The following is a 19,025-nucleotide window of genomic DNA, read 5'->3' as shown; positions in this document are numbered from 1 at the left end:
ACAAATGAACCAAACCCTGATGTTTCATCAAGATCATGCATTATATGTAGTACCGATAAAACAACCCTAAACAAATGCCCTTGTTCGTAAAAATGGTATATTCGCACATGCCCTGACCAAACCAATTTTGCACACATATCATGAAAACAAGATGTAACCATTTGTCCAGGGAGTTGAGAAGATGCCAGTTCAGCATGGAAAACAGTTAAATCGTGGGCCTATGATCGATGTTCTTATACCTGCGATCGAAAAAGATTTGAGCACCCTTCCTCAGGTTATCGATAGTATTCGCCGTTATGTGCGGCACCCGATTGGACAGATTTATATTGTTTCCCCGACCAGCAACAAAATCAGAAACCTTTGTTCCCGCAAACACTGCATTTTTGTTAACGAGCGGTCAGTCCTGCCTATCACCAAAAACGATATACACTATCAATCATCCCGCTGGGACCGCTCAGGCTGGTTATATCAACAACTGCTTAAAATGAACGGGGATCACATTGTGAGAGCGAAACACTTTCTGGTGATGGATGCGGATACGGTGCTCATTAAACCTCATTCATTTATTGTTGAAAATAAGACGGTATTTTACTGTCGCGACTGGAGTCAGCCAGAATATTTCAACACCTATCGCAAGCTGTTAAACATGAAAGCGCCGCGCCCACGCTCTTTTGTCACCCATTATATGCTGTTCGAAAAATCGAAACTCTCTGCTTTGAAAAAGAAAATTGAAACGATCCATCAGCTGCCATGGTACAAAGCGATTATCTCGAATATCAATAAGAAGAAGCAGTTTGGGTTCTCTGAGTATGAAACCTATGCCAATTTTATGTATTCGAACAACCCGGCCAGCATGATCCTAAAGAGTTCCATGAATAAAAGTCTGAACATGAACGCTTCTTCGTTAAAAGAACAACAAATTCGCAATTTTGCGCTTAAATACCGATCTCTTTCCTTTCACAAACGTAAAATCTATAGCAAAACTCCCCGAGCTTAGGAGGAAGCCAATGCATATCGTACTGCTATGTGGCGGCGCAGGCAAAAGGCTTTGGCCGCTGTCCAATGAGCTTCGATCCAAGCTGTTCGTGAATATACTTCCGTCACCTGCAGGCGGAAGGGAATCCATGATCAGCAGAGTATGCCGCCAGCTTGACAGCTCAGGCCTACTGGACTCAACCCTCATCATTTCACATCAGAACCAGACCGACATTACAGCCCGTCATACCAAAGGCAAGATACCCGTCATTGGAGAACCTTTTAAGCGTGGAACTTTTGCTGCTGCTGCCTTGGCGACCTTGTATCTGAAATCCTCCGGAGCGACTGAGCCTGACGATATGATTTGTATCGCGCCAGCGGATGTGTTCGCAGATGAGGACTTTTTCAGGAGCTTCAAATTACTTCCGGATATATTGAAACAGACTCAGGCCGATATCATTTTAATTGGGACAAGGCCCACATACGCTTCAGAACAATATGGTTACATCCTGCCAGGAAAAAAAGAATCTAATGGTTATGCACCGGTTACACAATTCATAGAGAAACCTGAATTGGATGTCGCTGAAACCCTGCTACAGCATGGCGCATTGTGGAACTGCGGGGTGTATGCCTTCTCTCTTGCGTTTATGTTGTCCCATATTGAAAAAAATGGCCTTCCGGTTCATTACGATCAATTGTTAACCCTGTATGAACAGTTGCCTGAACGCAGTTTTGACAAACAAGTTGCTGAACAATCGCAACGGGCTGTTGTACTGCCATATGAGGGTGTATGGCAGGATATCGGGAGCTGGGATGCTCTGTGTGATCAGTTGGATTCCAATGTATTGGGACACGGCAGAATATCCGAATCCTCCCCGAATTCCTACATCGTTAACGAGCTCCCCTACCCGATCCACGTCATCGGAGTCCCAGGCATTATCACTGTCGCAAGTCCGGACGGAATTCTCATAGCCAACAAAAAAGATTCAAATGAAATTAAAGAGCAATTGGGCAGTATTCCACTGCAACCGATGTACGTCGAGGCAACTTGGGGCAGCTATCACGTCATGGAGAGATCGGTAGAAGACGAAAATACAACCGTAACCACATTGAATATGACGCTTTTGCCTGGCAAACATATCGGATTACGCCAGCATCGATTAGGGTGCCGGGCATGGACTGTCATTTCAGGCAGTGGGCAGGTGCTTATTAACGGCCAGATCAGGCAGGTGACCACAGGCAATCAGTTTGCGATTACCTTGAATAGCCTCTTTTCTATTCTGGCCGAAACCAGGATGGTAATTCTTGAGGTCCAGCTTGGCGTACCGGAGAATGAGGACAGCATGCTTTATGAAGCAGAGGATTGGAAGGTCATGATTGATCGTGCAGGTTCTTATAAATCACCGGATTAATACAAGATGAAGAAAAAAGCAGCCCATATGGCGACTCCTTAGCTTTCTAGACAAAGGTAAGCCTTACGGTAAACTAGAACCAGGCATATGAATCTTGAATGGACCTCGGCGAATCATAATAAACAATGAAATCATCCATTTAGACAAAGACATTCCCTCCATTTTTTTGGGTAATATCATCCCCTGTTAAATTCAACGATCCTGCCCGCTAGTTCAATGAATTGAAGGGCAAGATGAAGATTAGATATACGCCTAACCGGCAATCGGTACAAATTCTTGTCCTTGGCTCGGGACAAGAACTTGTACCGATAAAAATAAAAAAGCCGCTAAAATAGCGACTTCAATGGGACCATGTTATTGTCCCTCGACATTATGGCCTTCAGCTTGTTGTTTACGACATTATGTTCTACCTTTGGCTCCACCACAGTAAAAGGCAACTTTCTTGCCGGCTATATACGCTCCGACAACCTCATGAATGGCATGATCCATTTTACTTACCTTCTTTCAAAAACTGCTCGATTCGAGCTTTAATTGAATCACGAACCTCAGCGAAAGTAGCTGTGATTTCTTCCTCTGTACCTGTTGCCTTGGCTGGATCATCGAAGCCCCAGTGCCATCTTTCCGCCTTGTCATTACGTACAACTGGACAATTATCGTTGGCATGACCACAAAGCGTGATGATGTAGTCTGCTTGTTTTAAAATCTCAGGATCAATCACATCTGATGTATGACTCGAAATATCGATTCCAGCTTCTTTCATCGTTTGTACAGCACGAGGATTTAAGCCATGAGCTTCTAATCCAGCACTTCTCACCTCATATTTATCACTACCAAGTGCTTTCAAAAATCCATCGGCAATTTGGCTTCTGCAAGAGTTTCCTGTACACAAAAAGTAAACAAGTGGTTTGTTGTTCATAATTATTGATCTCCTTCATCTTTGGTTTGTCTTACTTGTATTTTTGCTTCGCCCATTTTCGGATTAATCAACGCTTTGGTGATCGCAACAGTAACAATTAATACCACGGTTATTACGGCAATCATTAACCAAACGTTTATGTTTGTTGAATGAATCAAGTGCAGCCACAAATACAGGCCTGTTAACGTGATAAAGAGCGTTGGGACGGTGAGCACAATCCCAATTTTGAAATAACTTCCCCAAGTGATTTTTACATCTTTTCGGGACAATACATGTAGCCACAAGAGTGTTGCGAGCGATCCAATTGGTGTAATCTTTGGACCCAAGTCACTACCGATAATATTGGCATAAATCAGCGATTCCCGAATGGCACCATGCGTATTGGTTCCATCAATAGCTAGCGCATCAATCATCACTGTTGGCATATTGTTCATAACCGAAGACAATATTGCAGCTAGAAAGCCCATACCAAGTGTGGAAATGTAGAGACCCTTGTCGGCAATAGCTTGAATGACCTTCCCAAGTTCATCCGTCAGTCCCACATTTCGTAGCCCATAAACGACGACGTACATACCAATGGAGAAAATCACGACTGCCCATGGGGCTCCTTTAATGAGCTTCCATGTTTGAATAGCCTGACTCCGTCTTGCAGCTAATATAAACAAAATGGCTATAACCCCAGCAATAACAGACACCGGAACTTGAATGAACTCGCTCAACAAGTATGCAACCAGTAACACGGATAAAATTACCCAAGATATTTTAAATAACTTCTTGTCCTTGATCGCTTCAGCTGGCTTTTTGAGCTGACTGACTTCGTAGTTCCCTGGAATACTTTTTCTAAAGAACAAGAACAACACCAAGAGACTTGCTAAAATTGAGAAGAAATTGGGAACAATCATACGACTGGCATACTCCACAAAACCGATACCGAAGTAATCAGCAGAAACGATATTGACGAGGTTACTGACTACAAGTGGGAGCGAGGTTGTATCTGCAATAAAACCACTTGCAATAATGAAAGGTAAAATCATCTTTTGATCAAATTTGAGCGCTCGGACCATCGCGAGCACGATTGGTGTTAATATCAGTGCGGCGCCGTCATTCGCAAAGAACGCTGCTACCCCTGCACCAAGCAGCACAACATAAACGAACATCAGCTTGCCATTACCTCTTGCGAGCCTTGCCATGTGTAGAGCAGCCCATTCAAAAAATCCAATTTCATCTAAAATCAGTGAAATTAAGATAATGGCTACGAAGGCAAGCGTGGCGTTCCATACGATTTCTGTGACCGTACCTACATCCGATAGACTGACGACCCCAAAGAGGAGGGCAAGGACAGCTCCAGCTGACGCTGACCATCCAATATTAAGCCCCTTAGGTTGCCAAATCACAAAAGTCAGTGTCAGCAAAAAGATTAAAATAGCAATGATGGTCATGCTTCCTCCTGAGGACCGCAGCAGTTCTTCAATCCTGCTATTTTATCTTTCATGGATGGCAGATACGGATACACACACTGAACATATGCTTCTGCATCTGGATTAAGAGAGTAGTACACCCACTGCCCTTTTTTCTTTTCGTTAAGGAGACCGGCAGCCTTTAGTTTTCGAAGATGCTGACTCGCGTTTGGTTGTGACATGCCAATAATGTCAGTGATATCACATACACAAAGTTCTTGTTCCTGAAGTAGCGCAATAATCGTCAAACGTGTTTTATCAGCTAATAACTTATACGCCTCAGCCATCGCCTGAATGTTTTGTTCCATATGTACACCCCCTGTGATTAGTCTTGTCGGCTTCCTTTAATGATATAATAAATCACTTATATAAGTAAAGGCGAATATAAAAAGGTTTAGTGCACCGAAAAAGTCGGCAATAAAGATTACCGACTTTACTCTCGAACTAAAAATTCACATTCTGACTTAATAAAATAATGATGGTCTTTCATCTTAACTATATCTTTCGTTTGATAATCAATGACTCCAGCTTGATCTAATAATTCATCACATCATTGGTGTATATTTGTTTTATTCATTTCAAATGGGATTACAGTTCAGTGGAAATACCTCCTAGCGTTGAAGCTGGTCTCTTGATCATAATCCATGCTATGGTCTGTTAATCGCTCAAAAAAGACTCACTGCTACAGATAGATATCCATCTACTTGGAAATGAGACCATGTTCTTGTCCATCGTCATTTTTTTCATATTAATAATGTCAGAACCCCCATTAATTATTGTTTACAGAGGTTATATCCTCAACTCTTCATCTATAGGATATTCCCATAGTCCCAGTTTTCCCTTCACTGGAATATAGGGCTTCAGCAGACGGAAACCCGCTATTTCCCACGCAAAATAACCTGGACTGTAATCGCCTAACAGGATGTCCTCACCCGACACAACCTTCCCGCAATCCAGAATGGCTGACGTATGATTAGCGTCGATGACTTGATAACAATTTAAAAGCTCGCAAGTTGCAAGGATAACCCCCGTAGGGAGGTTTTGTTCCGTATAGCTATTCTTGGCGAGTAAAGAACGCACGGGTTCATATTTGCAGGCCTGCTTATCGACTTTCCGGCTTGCATGAATGGCCAACGGACCGCGATACCGGGTCTTCCAGGATCTTGTTTCATAGAGAGTCTCGCCTTGGACAAGCAGAGTCGCCCATGGTTGAATCATAGATAATACTTTCATTCCTCTACGCTCCATTTCTGTTCATAATGAATTACTATTCCCCAAACATTCTCGAGACTTTCCATTCCCGCATGATGCGACTCTAGATTTAAACTGAGATCCTACCTGCTTAAATAACATCAATTCAAATTAACAACAAAAAAACCGTTGATCCTCATTATTCAGATCAACGGCTTGTTAATTGTGCAAACAGCGGTTTTATTTCTGTTCCTTATACACGCGTACATAATCCACTTGCATCGTCGCCGGGATATCAGAGGCGTTCGGAATACGGCCACCGTCAAAGTTTCCGCCGATTGCCAAGTTCATAATGAAGTAAAACGGCTCATCGAAAGGTGCATTCGGATTATTCGGTGCAGCTGCGGAATACCACTGCTCGTTAGTAACTTTATAGAAAAACTTGCCGTCTACATACCATTTAATGTTGTCCTCTTCCCAGACTACCGAGTATACATGATAATCATTTGAGGTTACGGTAGTTCCCGCTGCCTGAACCTTTGAAGCCGGCAGTATGCCAATACTGGCCAGCATCACAACCACCAGGAACATAGCAAGTACCTTTTTCGTAAACCGTTCTCCTTAAAGTGAGATGGATTCATAATTGCCCTCCTTTAATAGAATAATAGCTTCTCCCAATCCATGCGTATTAAGGAGATCGCTTACATGGGGGCTATCTTTATTCTATCGAATAGGTTAATTTGCTGAAAATAAAGCTTTTGTAGCTTTCATAGCCAACCATAGCAGCCACCTCAACAATTTTATGATCAGTTTCAGCGAGGAGCCGCCGCGCTTTATCCAGACGCACATCTCGTAGGTACTCAGCAAAACCTTTACCCGTATTCTTCTTAAACAGATTTGAAATATAAGCATAATTAAGCGATACATGATTGGATACCATCGCGAGGTCCAGCGGTTTGTGGAAATTCTCGTGGATAAAACGAATGGCTTCATTTAGATCCTGCGAATGGCGATAGCTGCACTTATAGTCATAATAGAACTGATTCAGCCGAAGCAGCTGCTGCTGCAGTGCTTGTATATAATCACGCATCCCTTGATAATCAAAGAGATTACGCAATGATCCAAGGTCCAGCTTTTCTTCCCCCATGTAGGGGTGGATAACTCGTTCGTATTCCTCCATCATCTGAACGGTGGCTAAGCGAACAATTGGAAATATAAAAAATACGTAAGGTAGGCGTCATTTCATAAAACTAACCTGCCCGTTAGTTGAACAAAAGCAGCCGATCATATTGATCAGCTGCTTTCTTTGTTTTATAACGCTATCGTTTCCCGTTAGTTTAACGGCATATTAGTCCATTAACTACTCCTTAGCCCTTTTGTGCTTCTAATTCTTTTAAGGTGGGATAGTCCGTGTAACCTTTGCTTCCTGCCGCGAAGAAGGTTTTAGGATCTGCCTCATTTATTGGAGCCCCTGTTTTAAGGCGCTCTACTAAATCCGGATTAGCTAATGACCATGCACCGACTGGTACGATATCAGCTATGTCGTGATCAAGATCGTTACTCAGATCTTCCAGAGCACGTCCTGCCCGGTTGACTAATAGTGGATTGGTCCAAATGGAGCGAACGTCCTGCAGCAGCTTTTCATTTCCAAGATGCATCACATGAAGGTAAGCCAAATCCAGCTTCGCTAATTCTTGAACCAGGTAGAGATACAGTTCAGGACCTTGTTCCCCATCCTCAATTCCTCCAAGAGGTGTCCCCGGTGAAATACGGAAGCCTGTTCTTTCTGCACCAATTTCTTCTACAACGGCTTTGGTCACTTCAATTGCGAAGCGGGCCCGGTTTTCGATCGATCCTCCATATTCATCCGTCCGTGTATTCGAGTTTTCACCAATAAATTGATTAATGAGATACCCATTAGCTCCGTGAATTTCAACGCCGTCTGCTCCGGCTTCAATAGCCGCTGCTGCTGCTTTGCGGAAATCTGCAATGGTCGTCTGAATATCCTCTTTGGTTAACTCGCGTGGAACAGGGATGTCCTGCATGCCTGTAGCGGTAAACATCTGTACACCAGGAGCAATCGCTGATGGCGCAACGGGCTGACGATGATGGGGTGTATTGTCGGGATGAGACATCCGGCCAGCATGCATTAACTGGATAAACATAAATCCGCCAGCTGCATGAACGGCATCTGTAACTTTTTTCCATCCTTCAATATGTTGTTCTGTATAGATCCCCGGCGACCACAGGTAACCTTGACCATCTTCGGATGGTTGTGCCCCTTCCGTAATGAGAAGCCCCATCGAAGCTCTTTGTGCATAATAAAGGGAGGTTAATTCACCCGGCGTACCGTCTTCTTTTGCTCTGCTGCGTGTCATCGGTGCCATAGCTAAACGATGCGGCAATTTCAAATTACCGACTTTGGTTTCACTCCACAATTTGTTCATTTTGAACACTCCTCTTTAATTTTAGTCCAAACCGTAATTGTAATTAAGAAAGATGCGGGTATAGAGTAGCAACGCCACCGGAAAGTCCAGCTTGAATCATTCGACTGTTATCATCGGCAAGAATCTCAAAGCTGCCGCTTTCGATGCCATCAATAGCCATTCGCGCAACATCTGAAGGATTCGATTTGGGAGCATCAAGACCGGCTGTCATGTCTGTTTCCATAAATCCTACATGTAAGCCTGCAACTCTAATCTGACGAGGGTACAAATTCAAACGCAGATCGTTCGTCAATGCCCAAGCTGCAGCCTTCGCAGCAGTATAAGCACCCGCAGTTCCGCCACTGAACCAAGATAATGCGGAAAGAATATTCAGAACCGTACCTCCACCGTTGTTTTCAATGACCGGGGCAAAAGCACGAACCATGGATAACGTACCGAAGAAATGCGTATCCATTTCCAGCTGGATTTTTGCCAAATCCCCTTCCAGGAGAGAAGCACCTGTAGATGATCCTGCATTATTGATGAGAAGGGTAACGTCCTTAGCAAGGTTGGCAGCTGCTGCTACCTCTTGAGGATTGGTTACATCAAGTTTTACAGGTATAACCCCGGGGATATCGATGGTCTCTGGATTTCTTGCCCCTGCGTAAACCTTAGCCCCTCTAGAAAGAAGTTCAAGTGTAAGCTGGCGGCCAAGCCCCCTGTTTGCTCCAGTAACCAATGCGACTTGTTTAGAAATGTTCATTGTATTAACTCCTTTTTTTGTTTGTTTTGAATTGTAATTATTCATAATAAAATCAGGGTCCAAAGGCTGAATGTTTGAGAACGATCATTCTAATAATGCTTGAATAAAGCACCATTTAGTAAGATTATTTAAATGAAGGATAGATCATTAATTCAAGAACGATCATACTAGAAAGTGCATAGGGAATGATGCAACCAAGCTTTCTTAGTCGGATCTTCAATCATTATTTAGTTAGCAGTTGAATCGATGTATCTGCTGTAGGTCAAGAAACCTTCATCAAAATTTTCTGTGAGATTGGTTTCCGAAATGAGCAGGCACTAAACATATCAGAATGGTTCTACCTTTCAATTTCATGATCATCACCCCCTTCCCTTAAAATCGGATAATGACTTTTCCTTTAGGATGACCTGTTCCAACAAGGTTTAGAGCTTCATTGATATCTTCAATGCGAAACTCTGTAGGATCCACCGCGGGAACAATTCCGTTCTTTTCAATAATCTTAGTCATTCTCCGCAATTGCTCTCCATCGCTGCGAACAAAAACGAAATGATATTCAATCTTCTTTTTCTTTGCCTTGTGATCATACTTGGCTCCGGCAAAGCTAAATAGCTTCTGTTTCCACCACGGTAAGCCCATTGCTTTAGCAAAACGTTTATTAGGGCCTGTCCTTAGCGAAAGAAGATGACCACCTGGTTTAATGACGGAGAGTTCATGATCGAATTCACTGGGTCCCAAGGTATCGATCACATAATCAAGATCACTAAGTTGTTCCCAATAGTTCTCTGTCGTGTAGTCAATGTATTGATTCGCTCCAGCGGCCATTGTACGTTCGCGTGCTGTTGGACTTCCACTAACGATGACCTTCAGCCCCATGCTTTTAGCGATAGGAATAGCCATTTGGCCAAATGAACCGGAGCCGCCGGGAATGAACAAGCTTTCGCCAGCTTTTGCAGCTAGCTCTTCATGCAAACTTTGATAGGCTGTTAATCCTGTTAAAGGCGCAGCCGCACCGGTTACAAAGTCCAGATTACCCGGTAAGTGAGCGATGGCATCCGCATGAATCGCCGCGTATTCGGCAAACGCACCGATTTTTTGCAGCGGGAGCCGTGTATAAATCGCATCGCCAACTTTGAAACCAGTGACGTTCTTGCCAATCTTCTCGACAATACCAGTGAGCTCATTACCGAGTGTCAGCGGGAACGCATAGTCTTGGATTAACTTCACGCTTCCGGTTGCGATAAGCAGTTCCAGGTGGTTGACCGCCGCAGCTTTCACCTTCACCAAAACTTCGTGATCCGTTATTTCCGGGACTAGGATATCGCGTACTTCAACTTTAAACTGTTTTGAATATTGGGTAATCTGTGCTGCTTTCATAAAATTATCCTCCTGTATGCAGTTCACCAAGTAACATTTATTTAATTTTGTAACTTACACAGCAAGCATAATCTTATTGGTTACAAAAGTCAACGTTTGTTACTCCATATTTTATATGCTAAAATAAATGGAAGGTATGATTACGGGCGGTAAAGACTAATCAACGAAAGAAGGGTTGGGCATAACGGTGTGAGACTGGGGTATAGCAGTAACTGGTCGCTTCAAAAAGCCCCATATTCACCTGCCATAACAAATGGCTAAAATCACGCAGCAGCTTATTATTGAAACTGCCGAGGCATTAATGGAGCGCACGGAGAAATCTGAAGTGACGCTCTCACAAATAGCGGATGAACTGAATATTACCCATGCAGCACTCTATAAGCATTTTAAAAATAAACAAGAACTCTGGGCAGCTGTAGCTAAAAACTGGTTCAATCGGATGATTTCAGAACAAATCAGTATAAACATGGCGCATTTGCCCTCTTCCCAGGAAGTGCTCCACGACTGGCTTTGGGCATTTGTGAATGCCAAAAAACGCGCTTATAATGAGAATCCCAAAATGTTCGCATTAAATACACAGTATGTGGACAGTAATCCTTTGGTATTACGGGATGTTCTCTGGGATTCATATCAAATTATTGATGGGTTTATGGGTTATAACGATCCTCACTTTGAACGGGCTGAGGCAATACTATCTGCTTTTGCGGTGTTTAGTCTCCCCTCTTTTAAGGAATCCTGGAATTCACCAGACTACCAAGATCGGTTTGAACGCATCTGGAGTTTAATCAAACAGGGTGTTTGAAAGGATATCCTATATTACAAGGAGCGGTGTTGCCTGCCTAAGGTACCTGCTCCTGATTCATTGCTGCACTTAAATTCTTATCTAAGTGGGAACTTGTTCTTGCACATGAGAGCCTGGGACTGGGGAGTTCTTTTCCGTCTTTTCCCCAAAAGAATATTCGCCTTTGTTCTAGTTCAGAGCAATTAATATTCAACTAAACTGTCCTATAGTTGAACAAAAGCAGCCGATCCCATAGATCAGCTGCTTTCTTAGTATATTAAATTAGCGTTTCCCGTTAGCGTAATGTTCTGTACTTCTACCTATGATACGGATCACCGTAATGCGCTCCTTGTAATTCACTTATAGTTGATGCTGGAATTAACTTTTGTAACGGTATTCATTTTATTTAGGATGACCAATGCAAATATTGCAATCGCAATCCCTGCAGCACCAATCCATGTAATCGACGTGAGAGAGATCGTTTCAATAGCTATCCCTCCCACACCCGCACCTGCTGCCATAGCAAGCTGCATCATGGACTGATTAAGACCAAGCATAACTCCTGATGCTTCAGGTTCAATTGTCGTTAAATGATATTGCTGCGTTGGACCGGATGACCATGCTGAGAAGGACCACAACAAAAGTACGATCATTACACCAAGTAATGTATGGGTCACAACGGACAACAGGATCAGCATTACAATGTGGAGTGCCAATCCAACGGATAATGTTCGATGAACGCCCCAACGGTCCGTACTGAAGCCACCGATTTTGGAGCCAATCATGCTGGCTATACCAAATATAAGCAATGCGCCGCTGAGATATTTATCACCTAGTCCCGATACTTCAAGCAAATAGGGAGAGAGGTACGTATAAGAGATGGAGTATCCTCCAAGCCAAAAGAAGGTAATCGATAATCCTAATGCAACTTTTGGCTTTTTCAATAAACTTAACTGCTGTCTTAACGGAATGGGCGCGTCCCCCTTAATACGCGGAATGGCGAAAGAAAGAATGATCATTGCGATAATCCCCAAAAGTGCAATCCCCCCAAACACTGATTTCCAACCAAGTGTGTCGGCTGTGATTCGTCCAAGAGGTACACCAACGATTAATGATGCCGTGAAACCCATGACCACTGTGGCAATAGCACTTGCTTGTTTACCTGCTGGTGCAATTTTAGCTGCAATATTTAAAGCAGTGACCACAACGATTCCTGCACCAATCGCCATAATGATACGAGCAACTACAAACAGTCCATATCCTGGTAGGGTAAATGCGAGGATATTAGAAATCACAAATATTGCCAGGCCAATAATGATTAATTTTCGTCTGTCCATACTTGCGGTTACCGCCATTAGAATTGGAGTGAATAAAGCATAGACCAGAGAAAAAATGGTAATTAACTGACCCGCTGCAGCCAGTGAGACATCAAAAGACCCGGCTACCTTATCTAAAATGCCAGATAAAATATACTCAGAAGTCCCAACCAAAAAACTAACGATAGCTAAAATATAGACTTTCAAACTCGATGACATATGTAATACAACTCCTTTAATAAAGTATAATAAATTACATATTGCGAAATGTAGATATGTATAATTACAAATAAACATATAACGAATTGTCGAAATGATCAGCGAAGAAAAAACTGAATTCTTGGTAAGAACTCAGTAATAACTTACATATCATTCATCATATAACGAGCCAATTGCTTTATGGCTTCCTCGTCTCTCTGATAATACGTAAATTTGCCTATCCGTTTTGTTGTAATCAACCCTGCCCGCTGCAATATCGTAAGATATTGAGAAGCCGTTGACTGTGTCATGTTAAGCTTGTCGGTTATTTGACTTACACAAACCCCTACTTCCTTCATATCCACTCCTTCATGGGGTTTGAAATGCACGTATGGTTCTTTGAGCCATTGTAAGATCTGTAACCTGGATTCATTCGAAATGGCTTTAAATACTTCAATTGGATTCATAACCCTTATTATATCGATCATTTGCGATATGTCAATTTAAATTTCCTATAACATATAGATCATGGAAAGTACCGATAATATAACTGCGGTATTAAGTATTTTGAGCTAAAATTCAAATTTTTAGATAGGATAAACTTTGTTACAGACAGAAAAGAATCGTTACAGGACATGTAACGCTGCTACATTTCAACATAAACGATCGAAACCTATGAAAAGTAGGTTCCGATCGTTTTGTTTTTTTTAATCTTATTCAGATACCGGATAAACATGTCCGGAAAGATCAATAACAGAACGAGGCTGCTATACAAACCATATGTATAACTACTCGCATAGGCCAAGCCGAAGACTTCACTGAACATAAACGTGATTAAATGAACCAACATATTCGTAAAACAGAAAGCATAACTTCGGATCATGTAATTCCGGTGTTTTACGATTCGTTTCTTTTTAATCTGCACAATCGCCATAACTGTCACTAGTGGCCAAATGATGTTGATTATGTTAAACGCGATGCTGTTGATCTTGCCTCCAGTGGAATATGGAGCCATGTAGCCGGATGTCAGCACAACCGTCATTACAGAAACGACATAGACATACCCGTTGATCCGATGAATTTTCCGGTGTTTCTCCAGTATGAAGCTTGAAAAATTGACTAGTCCTGCTGCCATTGCTAAACATGCAAATGCAACATGAATGTACATAACTTTTAGCCATACCGGAAGATTCAATTCACGCTTCAGCCCGGTTTTGTGACTGAGAAATGCGGTTGCTTCCGGATCGAATACGTAATGCCTAACTAGCGAATACAGAATGAAAATGATGCTGACCCCGACCAAAACGCGGTAGGCCATGTTTGTTTTTTTCATGATTGAACCTTTCCGTTTCTAATATCATCTGTCGTTACACTGAATCTCAATCAAACTAAGCGATGACCTGTCAGTTTCGATGCTGGCAAGAAACCAGCCTTGGCAGTTCCAGTCATCACATCCCCTTGTACGGTTACCTCAAAATGAAGCTGTAATTTCATCGGTTTGCTCACCCGAAGATCCCAGACTAATTTATCACCCTGATCCCGAGGATGGATGAGTTCCACAGTCTCACCGTCTTGCGTAGCTGTGCCCCGAATGCTGCCGTTATCTGTATGAATCACAAGACTAGTTTCAAGTTTTCCAATTGGTGTTGAGATGACTACTTCCCATTTCCCTTCGTAAAGTGACGCAGAGGCATGCACCTTCTCTAGGATAACCGGCGCGAATTTTATTTCCTCTTCTTTTCCTGTCGCGTCCATGTCATCCGCCCGCACCATTCCTTCTGCTTTCCATACTGTTCCCCGCCGCTCAAATTCAAATAGCTGTTCCACGGCATGTGCGATACGAGGGCCTAGTGTACGTTCCACTAAATATAACGTAATATCCAGCCCAGAAGTCACACCACCTGCACTCACCAAATTGCCGTCATCCACAATGCGTGCCTGAATAGGAAATGCTCCGGTAGCGCCCAAAACTCCCATGCCCATATGATGCGTAACTGCATGTCTGCCTTCAAGCAAACCAGCCATGGCAAGCAGAAGTGAACCACCGCACACCGTAGCAACTAGAACGTCTTCTCGTTCCAATGCTTGTCTAATTTGTACAGCGATTTCTGTACCAGCAGCACGGTTCAGAAGGATTGGAATTGAATCAGGCTCCTCTCCGGAGACTTTACCGGATGCGCCCGGTACAAGGATTATGCCCCCACATTCAGGATCCAGTTTCCCAGTCGCCTCGATCTCCAGCCCTTGAATGCCACTTGTGACATGCCGCGGCCCTTCCGCGGTCACTAGTTCTACCCTCAGGGCTTCTTCAGTATACATTGATGCCGCAATAAACACTTCATAAGGCGCAATTGCATCCAAGAGATCAAAGCCATCAAACAACACAATTTGAACATGCAGCATAAATATGTCCTCCCTATGATTTCGATCTTGATGCAGGGGATTCTCCCTGTTCCTTTGATAAGGATACCAACAAAACCTCTCAAAAGAAGGTCCATACTCGCCACAAAACCATCAACAAAATATCACAAAATTATAAACATCCATTGGTTTTCAATACGACCATGTTACACTAGGTTTTGAAGGTGGGATACGTATGAACGATTCAATTACTGTGCTTATTGTTGACGACGACCTTAGCATTGTCGAATTATTAAAAGACTTTTTGGAACACGAACAATTTCGCGTCATCACGGCTTGCAACGCTACTGAGGCTTGGGATGCGCTCCAGCATTATGCCATTCAATGTATCGTTCTGGATATCATGATGCCTGGACAGAACGGCTTCGATTTGTGCCGCCAGATTCGCAAAGAAAATCCTGTGCCGATTTTGTTCTTAAGCGCCAAAAGTGATGACGTGGATAAAATTAGAGGGCTTTCGCTGGGTGGAGATGACTACATTGTGAAAACGGCTTCTCCTGGCGAAATTGTCGCTAGAGTAAAGGCCGTATTAAGACGTACCTCTTCTTCCCCACCTCAGACCTCGGTAGAATCTTTGCTGGAAAACGGTCATTTGCAATTAAACCTCATATCCAGAGAGGTATACGTAGAAGGCAACAAAGTCATGTTTACCCCCAAGGAATATGAATTGTTGCTGCTGTTTACCCAGCACCCCAAGCACGTATTTACATATGATCAATTACTGGACAAGTATTGGGCAGGCATTGGCGACAGACATACGGTTCGTGTGCATGTAAGCCGCCTGCGCGAGAAGATCGAAATCGATCCGGCTAATCCGCAATATCTGGTGAATGTTTGGGGCGTGGGATATCGCTACGAAGGAGGTTCACGTGAGAACGTTAAGGATTCGTAAACTCATGTTGCTTTTTCTGCTGTTCATCCTGCTGTTGCCTTGGCTCCTCTTTTTGACCGCTCATTATATCGAAACCGGAACCTTACGATTTTCCGCAGCTCCACTGCTGAATGAAGAACAACAAATGCAGCAGAATGAGATTATTGGGCAGATCGAAGCGAATATGGACCGCTGGAGTGTACCCGAATGGCAGGTGCAGTTGAAAGGCCTGTTGGATGATACAAACATGAATGTTTCCCTGGTCTCCGCTGCCGGACAGGAGATTTATCGTACTGATGCGGACCATATCAATAGATATTCAACTGTTGAGCGATATACATTGCTCGCAGATGGTCAAATAAAAGGGAAAATCGAACTTTACATTCCTAAATCAAACCAGCTCCAAGTGTTCTCAATCTTTATCGGATTTTTGCTTGCCTTGTTTGTCATCAGCATGGCGATGCGGCATTTTTTGATCAAACCGCTTGAGAGTCTTAGTACGTCTGTGCGCTTGCTTGCTTCCGGGGATTGGAACGTGCCTATTCCTGCTTCACACATCAAGGAAATTGCCGATGTCCGGGATGCTTTTGACGAGATGGTGCAAGGATTGCAAACGTCTCACTTGAAACAAACGAGCCTCGAAGAGGAACGTCGTTTCGTCATTGCCGCTGTGGCACACGATCTTCGAACCCCGCTCTTTGCACTGCGTGGATACCTCGAAGGACTTGAACTGGGGATAGCCCAATCCCAAGAAAAAACAGCGAAGTACGTCGCCGTATGCAAAGAAAAAGCATTACAGCTGCACCGTTTGGTTGAGGATCTATTTACGTTTTCCAAAATGGATTATAGCGAATTTATGCTTATCGAAGAAGTCGTAAACCTGCACACTGTTCTGCAGCAATCGGTAGAAAGTGTGGCGCCCTCGGCTCAGCAAAAGAATATCTCAATAAATTTGCATTTAACAGGAGCATGCATTGTTCGCGGCGACGCTCATCTGCTAGAACGCGCGATCAGCAATTTATTGGATAATGCCGTCAGATACACCCCTGATTCCGGAAAAATTATCATAGAGTGCAACAGATTTACCGATCAAATCAGGTTTACAATCCGAGATACGGGTTCAGGATTTGCAAAGAATGAACTGAAGCGAGTATTCGAACCCTTATTTCGAGGTGAGATGTCCCGTAACCGTTCTACTGGAGGCAGCGGTCTGGGCATGGCTATATCCGAACGCATCATCCGGCGACATGGAGGCGAACTTTTGGCTGACAACGATACCCGCGGCGGAGCGCTCTTGTCGGGATGGCTTCCATCCTTGAAATAATCATGTAAGAGGCTCCCAATGGATTGATAGAGACCAGTCCATTAGTAAAAAAATAGCAGCCGATCATATAGATCAGCTGCTTTCTTAGTTTTATTAAGCTATCGTTTCTTCGTTAGTTTGATGACACTCTCTCTCCAATTAGTGAGACTGAGTATCTCTTGTCCAAAAGATCAATAATCTAACTCTGCTATTATACGATGCAAGATAGTTTTGCTATCTTCATCCTTGGGTCAGGACAAGTACTTGTACCGATAAAATAAAAAAGCCGCTAAAATGGTCATAACCCCGTCAAGTAGACAGTTCTAAAAAGACAAAATTTATGCTGCGGCCGTTTCCCGGTATTCTACCGGGGAACGGTCGTTTAGTTTTTTCTGAAATCGGTTTTGGTTGTAAAACAGTATGTATTCACTCACTTGCTGCTCAACCTCTGCTTTGTTTGCCGCCTTATTCAAGTATATTTTCTCGGTCTTTAAATGAGAGAAAAAAGACTCAATACAAGCATTATCTAAGCAATTTCCACGCCTGGAATGACTGCCTAGCATGCCGAGCTGGTTCAGTTTACGGTTAAAGGGCTTCGAAGTATATTGAAATCCTTGATCCGAGTGTAGGATTACACCACTCAGATCCACGTGCTGACGGAGTCTATCCAGCGTTTCATGAACCAAAGCAAGGTCATTTCGTTCAGAAAGATGCCACGCTACAATCTCGTTATTGTATAAATCCTGAATAACAGAGAGATACACAAAGTGTTCTCCAGCACGAATATAGGTAATGTCCGTAACCAGCTTCGTTCGTGGTGTATCCGCCCGAAACTGACGCTCCAGCCGATTCGGGTTCACCACAGAGGCTTGTTTTCCAAAGAATCGACGCTTTTTTCGAATGACAGAACAAATGCCTAATTGTTTCATTAATCGGTACACCTTTTTGTGGTTGACTCGAAGGCCTTCCCGTCGTAAAGCAACTGTCATTCGAAGATAGCCAAAGTAAGGATGCACGCGATGGATGGCAAGCAAATGGGATTCTAGTTCATGTTCCTTGTTTCTACGCTCTTTTGCTGCTGTTATGCTTTTTCTCCACTTGTAATAACCCGAGCGTGAAACCGCAGCTAACTTCAAGAGCCAACCCAGACCATGGCGTGCTCTCAGGTCCTCAATGATTTGAAATCTGGCTGCTTTACTCGTCACTCCTTGTGTAGATTTGGATACTGCTTTTTTAAGTATTCAATTTCCGCCCGCAAATACGCCATCTCTTCTTCCATACTGGAAAACTTGGTTCTAGGGCGTCCCCGTTTGGATGTAGCAGGTTCTAGACTCATTCCCTGTTTAGCTTTGGCTGCCCACACTTGTACCTGAGATTTATTTTGAATATCTAAACGCGTCGCTACTTCACGTATACTCATATGTTCTTCGTTGACCAGCCGGACGGCCTCCAATTTCAACTCCAAGGAGTACCGCCTGTATGTTTGTCCTTTTTTAGCCATGAAAAAAATCCCCTTCGTTTACATGATTAAGTTCATCTTAACAGATGTCTTTTTTCTCATGTCTACTAAAAGGGGATAATACCAAAATATCGACTTTAATGGGACCATGTTCTTGTCCCT

General features: G+C 43.3%; 18 protein-coding genes and 1 pseudogene. 5 read left to right on the top strand and 14 right to left on the bottom strand.

Annotated elements, in window-relative coordinates:
* The first annotated feature begins 181 nt into the window (after positions 1-181).
* Together AC3WQ3_RS27530 and AC3WQ3_RS27525 are read left to right on the top strand one after the other, a co-directional pair.
* Entirely contained in the window at positions 182-997 is an 816-nt protein-coding gene (locus tag AC3WQ3_RS27530; protein WP_492474238.1) for a DUF6492 family protein, read from the top strand.
* A gap of 10 nt (positions 998-1,007) precedes the next feature.
* Complete coding sequence (locus AC3WQ3_RS27525; protein ID WP_492474237.1) at positions 1,008-2,387, top strand: sugar phosphate nucleotidyltransferase; 1,380 nt, start codon at positions 1,008-1,010, stop codon at positions 2,385-2,387.
* Between the two features lie 490 nt (positions 2,388-2,877).
* Here the strand turns inward: AC3WQ3_RS27525 and arsC are convergent, their stop codons facing one another.
* The 9 genes and pseudogenes from arsC to AC3WQ3_RS27480 form a co-directional block, all read right to left on the bottom strand.
* Positions 2,878-3,303 carry an arsenate reductase (thioredoxin) gene (gene arsC / locus AC3WQ3_RS27520; RefSeq protein WP_176475961.1) on the bottom strand — a complete coding sequence of 142 codons (426 nt, stop codon included), beginning with the start codon at positions 3,301-3,303 and terminating at the stop codon, positions 2,878-2,880.
* A 2-nt stretch (positions 3,304-3,305) separates the two neighbouring features.
* Positions 3,306-4,742, bottom strand: coding sequence for an arsenic transporter (locus AC3WQ3_RS27515; RefSeq protein WP_492474236.1), 1,437 nt, complete (start codon positions 4,740-4,742; stop codon positions 3,306-3,308).
* Entirely contained in the window at positions 4,739-5,068 is a 330-nt protein-coding gene (locus tag AC3WQ3_RS27510) for an ArsR/SmtB family transcription factor (protein WP_154894196.1), read from the bottom strand. The genes AC3WQ3_RS27515 and AC3WQ3_RS27510 overlap by 4 nt, the downstream gene beginning before the upstream one ends.
* A gap of 481 nt (positions 5,069-5,549) precedes the next feature.
* Positions 5,550-5,993, bottom strand: a complete 444-nt coding sequence (locus AC3WQ3_RS27505) for an ASCH domain-containing protein (protein ID WP_492474235.1) — start codon at positions 5,991-5,993, stop codon at positions 5,550-5,552.
* 207 nt (positions 5,994-6,200) lie between these two features.
* Positions 6,201-6,461: pseudogene (locus AC3WQ3_RS27500) on the bottom strand (glycoside hydrolase family 16 protein); the annotation flags it as partial.
* A gap of 208 nt (positions 6,462-6,669) precedes the next feature.
* Entirely contained in the window at positions 6,670-7,098 is a 429-nt protein-coding gene (locus tag AC3WQ3_RS27495) for a helix-turn-helix transcriptional regulator (RefSeq protein ID WP_492474234.1), read from the bottom strand.
* A gap of 220 nt (positions 7,099-7,318) precedes the next feature.
* Positions 7,319-8,398 carry an alkene reductase gene (locus tag AC3WQ3_RS27490; RefSeq protein WP_492474233.1) on the bottom strand — a complete coding sequence of 360 codons (1,080 nt, stop codon included), beginning with the start codon at positions 8,396-8,398 and terminating at the stop codon, positions 7,319-7,321.
* 43 nt (positions 8,399-8,441) lie between these two features.
* Entirely contained in the window at positions 8,442-9,140 is a 699-nt protein-coding gene (locus AC3WQ3_RS27485) for an SDR family oxidoreductase (RefSeq protein WP_492474232.1), read from the bottom strand.
* A 372-nt stretch (positions 9,141-9,512) separates the two neighbouring features.
* The gene (locus AC3WQ3_RS27480; protein WP_492474231.1) at positions 9,513-10,514 is read right to left on the bottom strand and encodes an NADP-dependent oxidoreductase; all 1,002 of its coding nucleotides are present in this window, start codon (positions 10,512-10,514) and stop codon (positions 9,513-9,515) included.
* 253 nt (positions 10,515-10,767) lie between these two features.
* Here AC3WQ3_RS27480 and AC3WQ3_RS27475 point away from each other — a divergent pair, with 253 nt between their 5' ends.
* The gene (locus tag AC3WQ3_RS27475) at positions 10,768-11,316 is read left to right on the top strand and encodes a TetR/AcrR family transcriptional regulator (protein WP_492474230.1); all 549 of its coding nucleotides are present in this window, start codon (positions 10,768-10,770) and stop codon (positions 11,314-11,316) included.
* Positions 11,317-11,651: 335 nt separating this feature from the next.
* Here AC3WQ3_RS27475 and AC3WQ3_RS27470 read toward each other — a convergent pair whose 3' ends face one another.
* From AC3WQ3_RS27470 to AC3WQ3_RS27455, 4 genes are all read right to left on the bottom strand, one after another.
* Positions 11,652-12,830: an MFS transporter gene (locus tag AC3WQ3_RS27470; RefSeq protein WP_492474229.1), complete on the bottom strand. Its 1,179-nt coding sequence runs from the start codon at positions 12,828-12,830 to the stop codon at positions 11,652-11,654.
* A gap of 143 nt (positions 12,831-12,973) precedes the next feature.
* Positions 12,974-13,276 carry an ArsR/SmtB family transcription factor gene (locus AC3WQ3_RS27465; protein WP_095357945.1) on the bottom strand — a complete coding sequence of 101 codons (303 nt, stop codon included), beginning with the start codon at positions 13,274-13,276 and terminating at the stop codon, positions 12,974-12,976.
* Between the two features lie 206 nt (positions 13,277-13,482).
* A complete protein-coding gene (locus AC3WQ3_RS27460; RefSeq protein WP_492474228.1) occupies positions 13,483-14,142 on the bottom strand; it encodes a DUF2306 domain-containing protein in 660 nt (219 codons plus the stop codon).
* 50 nt (positions 14,143-14,192) lie between these two features.
* Entirely contained in the window at positions 14,193-15,212 is a 1,020-nt protein-coding gene (locus tag AC3WQ3_RS27455; RefSeq protein ID WP_492474227.1) for a DJ-1/PfpI family protein, read from the bottom strand.
* 193 nt (positions 15,213-15,405) lie between these two features.
* On the opposite strand from AC3WQ3_RS27455, the gene AC3WQ3_RS27450 reads away from it, so the two are divergent.
* Positions 15,406-16,122, top strand: coding sequence for a response regulator transcription factor (locus tag AC3WQ3_RS27450; protein ID WP_154894185.1), 717 nt, complete (start codon positions 15,406-15,408; stop codon positions 16,120-16,122).
* Entirely contained in the window at positions 16,100-17,425 is a 1,326-nt protein-coding gene (locus tag AC3WQ3_RS27445) for a sensor histidine kinase (protein ID WP_492474226.1), read from the top strand. Before AC3WQ3_RS27450 ends, AC3WQ3_RS27445 begins: the two co-directional genes overlap by 23 nt.
* 317 nt (positions 17,426-17,742) lie before the next feature.
* Here the strand turns inward: AC3WQ3_RS27445 and AC3WQ3_RS27440 are convergent.
* A protein-coding gene (locus AC3WQ3_RS27440; RefSeq protein WP_492474225.1) for an IS3 family transposase occupies positions 17,743-18,905 on the bottom strand; the annotation gives its coding sequence in 2 pieces (ribosomal slippage) (positions 17,743-18,641 and positions 18,641-18,905; 1,164 coding nt in all).
* Between the last annotated feature and the right edge of the window lie 120 nt (positions 18,906-19,025).

This window comes from Paenibacillus sp. FW104-T2, from assembly GCF_058789975.1.
The sequence above is the reverse complement of the archived record's forward strand: the minus strand, read 5'-3'. Positions and strand labels throughout refer to the sequence as shown.

Coding starts and splice junctions, on each gene's coding strand:
- AC3WQ3_RS27525 (WP_492474237.1), top strand. CDS start 1,008: ATGCATATCGTACTGCTATGTGGCGGCGCAGGCAAAAGGCTTTGGCCG.
- AC3WQ3_RS27485 (WP_492474232.1), bottom strand. CDS start 9,140: ATGAACATTTCTAAACAAGTCGCATTGGTTACTGGAGCAAACAGGGGG.
- AC3WQ3_RS27475 (WP_492474230.1), top strand. CDS start 10,768: ATGGCTAAAATCACGCAGCAGCTTATTATTGAAACTGCCGAGGCATTA.
- AC3WQ3_RS27495 (WP_492474234.1), bottom strand. CDS start 7,098: ATGGGGGAAGAAAAGCTGGACCTTGGATCATTGCGTAATCTCTTTGAT.
- AC3WQ3_RS27450 (WP_154894185.1), top strand. CDS start 15,406: ATGAACGATTCAATTACTGTGCTTATTGTTGACGACGACCTTAGCATT.
- AC3WQ3_RS27490 (WP_492474233.1), bottom strand. CDS start 8,398: ATGAACAAATTGTGGAGTGAAACCAAAGTCGGTAATTTGAAATTGCCG.
- AC3WQ3_RS27480 (WP_492474231.1), bottom strand. CDS start 10,514: ATGAAAGCAGCACAGATTACCCAATATTCAAAACAGTTTAAAGTTGAA.
- AC3WQ3_RS27530 (WP_492474238.1), top strand. CDS start 182: ATGCCAGTTCAGCATGGAAAACAGTTAAATCGTGGGCCTATGATCGAT.
- AC3WQ3_RS27460 (WP_492474228.1), bottom strand. CDS start 14,142: ATGAAAAAAACAAACATGGCCTACCGCGTTTTGGTCGGGGTCAGCATC.
- AC3WQ3_RS27505 (WP_492474235.1), bottom strand. CDS start 5,993: ATGAAAGTATTATCTATGATTCAACCATGGGCGACTCTGCTTGTCCAA.
- AC3WQ3_RS27455 (WP_492474227.1), bottom strand. CDS start 15,212: ATGCTGCATGTTCAAATTGTGTTGTTTGATGGCTTTGATCTCTTGGAT.
- AC3WQ3_RS27510 (WP_154894196.1), bottom strand. CDS start 5,068: ATGGAACAAAACATTCAGGCGATGGCTGAGGCGTATAAGTTATTAGCT.
- AC3WQ3_RS27515 (WP_492474236.1), bottom strand. CDS start 4,742: ATGACCATCATTGCTATTTTAATCTTTTTGCTGACACTGACTTTTGTG.
- AC3WQ3_RS27465 (WP_095357945.1), bottom strand. CDS start 13,276: ATGAATCCAATTGAAGTATTTAAAGCCATTTCGAATGAATCCAGGTTA.
- AC3WQ3_RS27470 (WP_492474229.1), bottom strand. CDS start 12,830: ATGTCATCGAGTTTGAAAGTCTATATTTTAGCTATCGTTAGTTTTTTG.
- arsC (WP_176475961.1), bottom strand. CDS start 3,303: ATGAACAACAAACCACTTGTTTACTTTTTGTGTACAGGAAACTCTTGC.